This is a genomic window from Lentimicrobiaceae bacterium, from assembly GCA_020636745.1.
GTDB lineage: Bacteria > Bacteroidota > Bacteroidia > Bacteroidales > Lentimicrobiaceae > Lentimicrobium.
Window position 1 is genome coordinate 71,869 of sequence record JACJXH010000011.1, and the last position, 7,486, is coordinate 79,354.

Annotated in this window: 5 protein-coding genes; 2 read left to right on the forward strand and 3 right to left on the reverse strand. The window is 37.9% G+C overall.

What is annotated here, in order from left to right; translation table 11 throughout:
• Window positions 1-12: 12 nt before the first annotated feature.
• The 3 genes from gldE to H6541_14315 form a co-directional block, all read right to left on the reverse strand.
• Window positions 13-1,257: a gliding motility-associated protein GldE gene (gldE, locus tag H6541_14305; protein ID MCB9016955.1), complete on the reverse strand. Its 1,245-nt coding sequence runs from the start codon at window positions 1,255-1,257 to the stop codon at window positions 13-15.
• A gap of 211 nt (window positions 1,258-1,468) precedes the next feature.
• Complete coding sequence (gene buk / locus H6541_14310) at window positions 1,469-2,548, reverse strand: butyrate kinase (GenBank protein ID MCB9016956.1); 1,080 nt, start codon at window positions 2,546-2,548, stop codon at window positions 1,469-1,471.
• 92 nt (window positions 2,549-2,640) lie between these two features.
• Window positions 2,641-3,099, reverse strand: coding sequence for a GAF domain-containing protein (locus H6541_14315; GenBank protein ID MCB9016957.1), 459 nt, complete (start codon window positions 3,097-3,099; stop codon window positions 2,641-2,643).
• Window positions 3,100-3,527: 428 nt separating this feature from the next.
• Between H6541_14315 and H6541_14320 the strand changes: the two genes are divergently transcribed.
• On the forward strand, window positions 3,528-5,939 hold the full coding sequence (locus H6541_14320) for an O-antigen ligase family protein (GenBank protein MCB9016958.1): 2,412 nt from the start codon (window positions 3,528-3,530) through the stop codon (window positions 5,937-5,939).
• A gap of 201 nt (window positions 5,940-6,140) precedes the next feature.
• Window positions 6,141-7,052, forward strand: a complete 912-nt coding sequence (locus H6541_14325) for a magnesium transporter CorA family protein (protein MCB9016959.1) — start codon at window positions 6,141-6,143, stop codon at window positions 7,050-7,052.
• The last annotated feature ends 434 nt before the right edge of the window (window positions 7,053-7,486 follow it).

Below are 7,486 nucleotides of genomic sequence, written 5' to 3' on the forward strand. Positions count from 1 at the left end.
CAGGAAAATGCTTTATTCATTAACGATGCTGACATGAATACGTTTTATGCGTCTTTTATCAACGTTTTCGGCTTTAAAAACGTATTGGTTAAAGTAAAACTTTTCATTGGTATCCGGTATTTTTCCTGCCAGTTCGAGCATAAGGCCGGCCAGTGTATCTGATTCGCCTTTTGCTTCGGCAAAAATTCTGTCTTCAATTCCCATTACTTTACAAAAGTCGTTCAGCAACGTTTTTCCTTCGAAGATGTAATTGTTATCATCGATTTTTGAAAAATGAATAGCATCGGCTTCAATATCAAATTCATCATTGATCTCGCCAACAATTTCTTCAAGAATATCCTCAAGTGTAACAATTCCAGAAGTTCCGCCAAATTCATCAACAACAATGGCAAGGTGTATTTTTTTCTCTTGAAATTCCTGTAAAAGGTCGCTTATTCGCTTGTTTTCAGGAACAAAAAATGCCGGGCGCTGCAATTGTTGCCAGTTAAAATCGTCCAGACGGTTCAGATGAGGAAGTAAATCTTTTATATAAAGAATACCGGTTACATGGTCGAAACTTTCGTGGAAAACGGGTATTCGTGAATAACCGGAATCAAGAATAGTGGCCAGCAGATGTGTAAAAAGTGTTTTTTCTTCAACTGAGGTAACATCTATTCGGGGTTTCATGATTTCGCGCACAGCAATATCGCCGAATTTTACAATCCCTTTTAAAATTTTTCTTTCTTCATCAGGAGTTGTATTTCCGGTAGAAGTAATTTCAAGAGCTTCTGAGAGGTCATCAATCGTAATTTCATGTCCTTTGTGTGCGATTCTTTTATCGATCAGATGAGTAGATTTAACCAGGATTGTGCTGAGCGGGTAAAATATTTTGCGGAAAGTTAGCATTGGCCTGGCCATCAGATGGGCAACTTTGAGGGCATGCTGGCTTGCATAAATTTTGGGCATAATTTCGCCAAAAATCAGCAGAAGCGAAGTTACTATCACAACCTGAACAAGAAATCCAAGGAAGGGGGAGGTGGCAAAATCAAATAGCCTTGCCATTACAAACGATGAAATAATGACAATGGAAACATTAATAAAATTATTGGCAATTAAAATTGTGGCCAGCAGGCGTTTGGGTTTTTCAAGTAACAGCTGAATAAGGTGGCTCGATTTACCGTTATCATTTTTCAGATCGTTCAGATTGGCCGGGTTCAGTGAAAAAAAGGCAATTTCAGAAGCGCTGACTGCAGCAGACATAAACAGCAGCACTAGCATCAAAACCAGACTAATCACAACGCCGGGGTCAAAATTTCCGGTAAAAGTATTTAGTAAAATTGTCAACACCTGTAAAGATGATTCAGGATCGGGGTCTTCCAAAGCTAAATTGTTTTATATGCCTGATTTATAATTAAGCAGGTACAAAAATAGTAAAAAGATGCCAATTGCTCAGTATTGAATATTACAGTAAAGTACAGCCGGTTTTTAATCAGGATTTATACTGCAGCACTTCAATTTCACCTTTCATAACACCAATTGCATTCATGGCCAGTGCGTCAACTTCATCTTCGTCGGGGTAAATGGCTATAGTGGCAATTTTTTCAACTTTTTTGATGAGATTTTGTGTAAAGTAGCTGTAATGGAAAAGGTCGCCGGATAGAATAATGGCATCGGGTTTTCCGTCGAGCACGGTACACATGGCTCCAATTTCTTTGGCTAATTGATAGGCCATGGCATACATGATAAAAGAAGCATCTTTATCGCCGTCGGCAATCCGTTTATCAATGGTATTCAGGCTGGTGGTTCCAAGATAAGCGTATAAGCCGCCTTTGGCTGTTACTAAATCCATAAGTTCTTTTTCAGCGTATTTTCCGCTGAAGCACATCCGGATGAGATCTCCGGCAGGTAAAGTACCTGTACGTTCCATTGAAAAAGGACCATCTCCATCAAATGCCTGGCTCACATCTACAACATTTCCTTGTTTATGAGCACCCACTGAAATACCGCCGCCGCCGGCATGAACAACTAACAGGTTGAGGTCTTCATATTTACGGTTGATTGATTTGGCATATTTGCGGGCTACTACCTTTTGATTAAGGGCGTGAAATATTGACTTTCTCTTGAAAAGCGGGTGACCTGAGATGCGGGCAACATCATCCATTTCGTCAACAACTACGGGGTCGGCTATAATAGCTTTGGCGTTGGTCAATGCAGCAATATCTGCAGCTATCAGACCTCCGAGATTGGTTGCATGCATCCCCATAATTCCTTTCATCAAATCTTCACGCATTTGCTCATTGACTTCATATACGCCTGATTTTACAGGTTTTATTAACCCTCCTCTGGCGACAACAATCTGTAACTTGTTCACATTGATGTCATTGTCCTTTAGCTCCTGGAGGATGGCATTTTTGCGCATTTCGAGTTGCCCGGGAATGCTGCCGCATGCTGCAAGTTGCTCATCGGTATACTTTATGGTTTTTAGAAAACAAAGTTTGGAGTCTTTGTAAACTGCAATTTTCGAAGATGTGTTTTTAGGGTTGATAACCAGAACGATACCGAGTGTCATAACGATGTTTGGATTTAATTAGGGATTGGGTAAAAGTAAAGAAGATTCTGAATATAAAAAAAACAGTGCAATGCCCGATTTGTTTGGTAAAATCATAGTTGAAGAAGATCAACAATTTTCTGAAGATACAGCGCATCTATATCATCGAAAGAAGCCAGCTCTTTACTATCAACATCGAGTACCCCCGTAATTTCACCTGCTATGTTTTTTACCGGGATTACAATCTCACTTAAAGATCTTGAATCACAGGCGATGTGACCGGGAAAACTGTGTACATCATCCACAACGATAACCCGCTGTTGTTCAACAGCTGCCAGACAAACACCCCTTCCTTCAAGTATCTGGCAGGCGGCTGGTCCCTGATAAGGCCCTACAATCAATCGGTTTCCGTCTTTTCGGTAAAAACCGCACCAGAAAAAATAATCCATCTTGTTATAAAGGATAGCTGAAACAGTAGCCATCATGGCCTGCTGATCGGGACTTTTCTTAAGCAGTTCGTCAATTTGCTGATAAAGTCTGTTGTATCTGCCTTCTTTCTTTTTTGCGTCCATATTTGGTTTTTGGTGCTGTATAGTGTTCGGTTTCCAGAAATTGTTCTCAAAATTAGATAAATTTTAAATGGCAAAGCAGCGGATTATTTTTGAAAACGACTTGTAAAAAGCCTAAGCTGGTTTTGGATGTTAGATACTCTTTTTTGTGATATTTAACCGGATATAGTCAAAAAATAAAACATTGGCATCCATATAATTGGGGAATAACAGGCTTGGTTAGCAGGAAGTAAATTAATGGGTGGTGGCAAAAAATAAATTTATTGGATATTAAACTTATGTACAAAACTATATTTTGCTGATAAGGCTTAATGTTTGAAAAATGAAATAATTCATGTAGGTTTGTTACTAACCTGATTGAATTTGTACGCTATGCTTCGTTAAATCAATACGTTTTCGTTGTAAATGCGAAAAAAATAAACAGTAGAATCATGAAAAAAGAAAAGGGAATGAATGCCAATCAAAGCATTTCAAAGAAATGGACTTCCGATTCTTATAATCCTTTTGTGGTTTTGGTGGTGGTGGCCTATATTCTATTGCCTACCTATACACCTGTTATGATGGCACTCGATTCGAACGGTCCTAAGTTTTTTGCCTTATCATTGTTGAACATTCTGGTATTTTTAAGCTTCCTTTTTACCGGTTATTTTCACGAGTATCCGACCTACCTAAAATCATTTTTGCGCAGACCTGTGATAATTTCTTACTTAGGTTTTCTGTTTATTGCCCTGTTATCCTTTACACAATCTATAAGTTGGCCTGAGTCTGTTTTGCAGTTTTCAAAGATATTCAGTGTTTTCTCTGCTATCATTAATCTATCGGTAATTTTTATGCGCGATAAGCGTTTTATCAGAGCTATCATTATAGCTATGTCAATTCTTTTACTGGCCGAATCCCTGGTTGTGTTTTATCATATTTTAAAATTCACATTAGGCGAAATAAAAGAGATTTCGGAAATAAAGACAGTATATTCCAATAAGAATATTCTTGGGTCGGCTTTGTTTGTGAAAATGGCATTCGCTCTTTGGTTGCTGATATATGAGCATGGCAGACTGAAGACTCTGGGCTGGGTTTCATTATTTGCCGGTTTGCTGGCTACTTTCTTTATGGCCACCCGGGCGTTTTATTTGGGCACTTTAGCCTTGATTTTTATCTTTTGTGTTATTCAGCTTTCAAATTATATTCGCTTTAGAAAGCGTTCAACACTTCATTTAACAGGTCTTTTTCTGGCGGCAGTAATTCTTGCGTTTGGTTTTTTCTCTCTGGTACAAACAAAACTTTACCCCAAGAGCAACCATTCGCGACATACACAGGCTGTTGTTGACCAGTTGGCTACACTTGAGGATATTGAAAAGGCAGGCAGTGGTCGTTTAGACGGGTGGCTTTGGTCGTGGAAAATGCTTTATGAAAATCCTTGGCTGGGTGTGGGTACCGGAAACTGGAAAATTGTAGAATTAAAGTACGAACATCAGCAAAAGCCAGGATTTTCATTGCTCTATAAAGCACACAATGATTTTCTGGAAACAGCAGCCGAAACAGGTATTTTCGGATTTGTTTTTTATTCAGGTATTCTGGCTTTTTCTGTTTTTTCCTTTGTATACATTTATCGTCGGCGCAAGCCTTCTGAAGAGGTGCAGTCGTTGCTGGTACTGGCATCTGCCGGTACAGCTTTTTACTGTGTGGATGCTTTTTTTAATTTTCCGGCCGACCGAACAGAAATCCAGGTGTTATTGGCCATTTTTGTTTCGGTTGGAGTAGCTTCCGCTTATTGGTACAGCAAGGATTTGTTAAGTACAGTTGGTGAAGCAAATGTAAAAGTAAACGTCCATAAAAAAACAGTAAATAGAATTGCCATAGTCTTATTAATGTTAATTCAAGCAGGAGTTACCGGGGTGTTGTATATGAATGTGCTTTCGCTGAGGGCGCAAAATCTGGTATTTCCTGAGATCAAAGGCGGACAATTGCGGCAAAGCTCTGAAAAAATGATGGACGCATTTCCGGCAATACCTGCCATCAGTGCCTGGGGTGAATCAATACAGGTGGTTAAGTCAAGGTATTTGATTGTGGATAAAAAGTATGATGAAGCATTTCATTTGCTGATTCATGATCATTCCAATCCATACGATCCGAGGCGTGAGAACTTTCTCGCGTGGATGTATGAAGTAAAGAACATGCCTGATAGTTCGATGTATTATCTCCATCGTGCTTATACGATGAAGCCTAATCACTATAAATATTTGAAGAACGTCAATATATATCTGGTAAACGAAGGAAGGCATGCAGAAGCTTTGACCAATTTACAGAAATACCTGAAAGATAATCCAAAGAATCCAGATGCCTGGATAGATGCGACTGACATATGGCTCAGAGCCGATTCGCTTGACAGGGCATTTGAAACGATAGAACTGGCAAAAAATGAATTGCCCGATCAAATAAAAATCGCTGAAAAGCGAAAATCAGTGTATGCTGAAAAGTTCCAGAAACCCTTTATTCCTTTATTTGAAAAGGCGATGCAACAATACAATCAAAAGAAATATACTGAAGCATATCATCTTATCAGTGAGTTTATTGGTCATGTGAATGATTATGCTGAAGCTTACAGTTTGCGTGCTTTTACCAATTTATTTCTTAAAAATTATAAGGCTTGTATTTCTGATGCAGACAGTGCTCTGTTGTTGGGGAAACAAAATCCGTCCATCATCAACATTAAAGGGATTTCATTTTTGAACCTGGGACAAAAAGATGAAGCATGCATGCTATTTAAAAAAGCCAAGGACCTGGGCGATAAATCAGGGGAAAGCAATTACAAAAAGCATTGCGATATAACATTGCAGAAAAATTAGTTAAGGGTGAATTTTACTTATGAAAATTACTTTTAGTGTAGGTCTGATTCTTTGTTTTTTTTATAAAAACATAACAGGAGGTAGATTAAAAGAAAGCAACAAAGCCTATTTTCGATTAAAAAGTAGTACTTTTGCCAACCAAAAATATCCTTACGGAATGTAGACATCTGTTCAAACTCATCAATAAAGCGGGAGGGCTCCATGATTGAAACCATTAAACTAGGTACACTAAAGTGGCATCATATACTTGACCCCACCGATGAGGATCTGCAATTTCTGAAAGACGATTTCCATTTCCATCCACTTGATATCGAAGACTGCCGCAGCCGCACCAACCAGCGACCAAAGATTGATATTTACGATGATTATTACTTTCTTATTTTACATTTTCCTTACTTTGACCGATGGAATCGCTTTTTAAAAGTGAAGGAGGTCAAGATTTTCTGGGGAAGCGATTATATCATTACAATTGGCAAATCGCACTGGGTGGTTAAAAACCTGTTTAACAGCGGCCGCGAACCTGAGGATAATTATCAGGTAAGGCAAGTGGGTACCAGTGATGCTCTTTTATATAAAATACTTGAACATTTGATGCTTGAATCCCTCTCGCTTATTAGTAAGCTTGGCGTGGAGGTGGAACTTATAAATCGCGACTTATTCAATAAAAAAGCTGAAAAAACCATCGAAAGAATCTCACTTACCAGAAAGAATATCATCCTGGTAAATACTGTTTTTAAGCCTCAGCTAAGGCTTTTCCATAAATTTGAATCGGGCGACATCGAAGGCTATGCTGAAAATATGGAAGAGTACTGGGGAAATATCCTTGACTATTATCAGAAAATATGGGATATGACCGAAGATTACCAGGAAATTGTGGAGGGTTTAAGTAAAACTTTTGATTCATTGCAGACTAACAGAACCAATGAAATCATGAAAGTACTGACACTGATTTCTTCCATTTTGCTTCCGCTGACTTTTATTGCAAGTCTTTATGGCATGAATGTAGGTTTACCACTGCAAAGTAATCCCTATTCTTTTTTACTGCTCATGATTTTTATGGTCACTTTGGCCGGGTCTATGATCTTTCTCTTTAAACGTAAACGGTGGATGTGAAAAACATACCTTTTTATCAGGTTGTGTAAAATTATTGACGTTCAACAGCAAATGTTCGTTACCTCCTTTCTGTTTCAAATATTTAGCTAATGATTTAAAATTGAGCTACTAAACAGTTATGAACAATCGTTTTCCTATGTTTGTCAGAACGAACAAGTTATTTAGAATAAATATTAATTACATGATTTTACATAGAATGAACTTAATATTTTTTACACAAAAGGGGTAGGTTTAAGTAAAATAAATTTCCTAATCACTTTCATTATAAAAATTTCCAACAAAATTGTAAATCTTGTTTTTTCAGTGCAATCATATATTTGATTTGTTAATGCCGTAAACCTTCAATCGACTATTAAATTACTGTAACATATTGAAATTTAATATAGATAATAAATTCTGCCTTGCTATTTCCTTCAAGCTCAAGACAAGCATTT

Excerpts from the sequence above, each read along its gene's own strand:
- gldE (MCB9016955.1), bottom strand. The coding sequence starts at position 1,257 with ATGCTAGTGCTGCTGTTTATGTCTGCTGCAGTCAGCGCTTCTGAAATT.
- buk (MCB9016956.1), bottom strand. The coding sequence starts at position 2,548 with ATGACACTCGGTATCGTTCTGGTTATCAACCCTAAAAACACATCTTCG.
- H6541_14315 (MCB9016957.1), bottom strand. The coding sequence starts at position 3,099 with ATGGACGCAAAAAAGAAAGAAGGCAGATACAACAGACTTTATCAGCAA.
- H6541_14320 (MCB9016958.1), top strand. The coding sequence starts at position 3,528 with ATGAAAAAAGAAAAGGGAATGAATGCCAATCAAAGCATTTCAAAGAAA.
- H6541_14325 (MCB9016959.1), top strand. The coding sequence starts at position 6,141 with ATGATTGAAACCATTAAACTAGGTACACTAAAGTGGCATCATATACTT.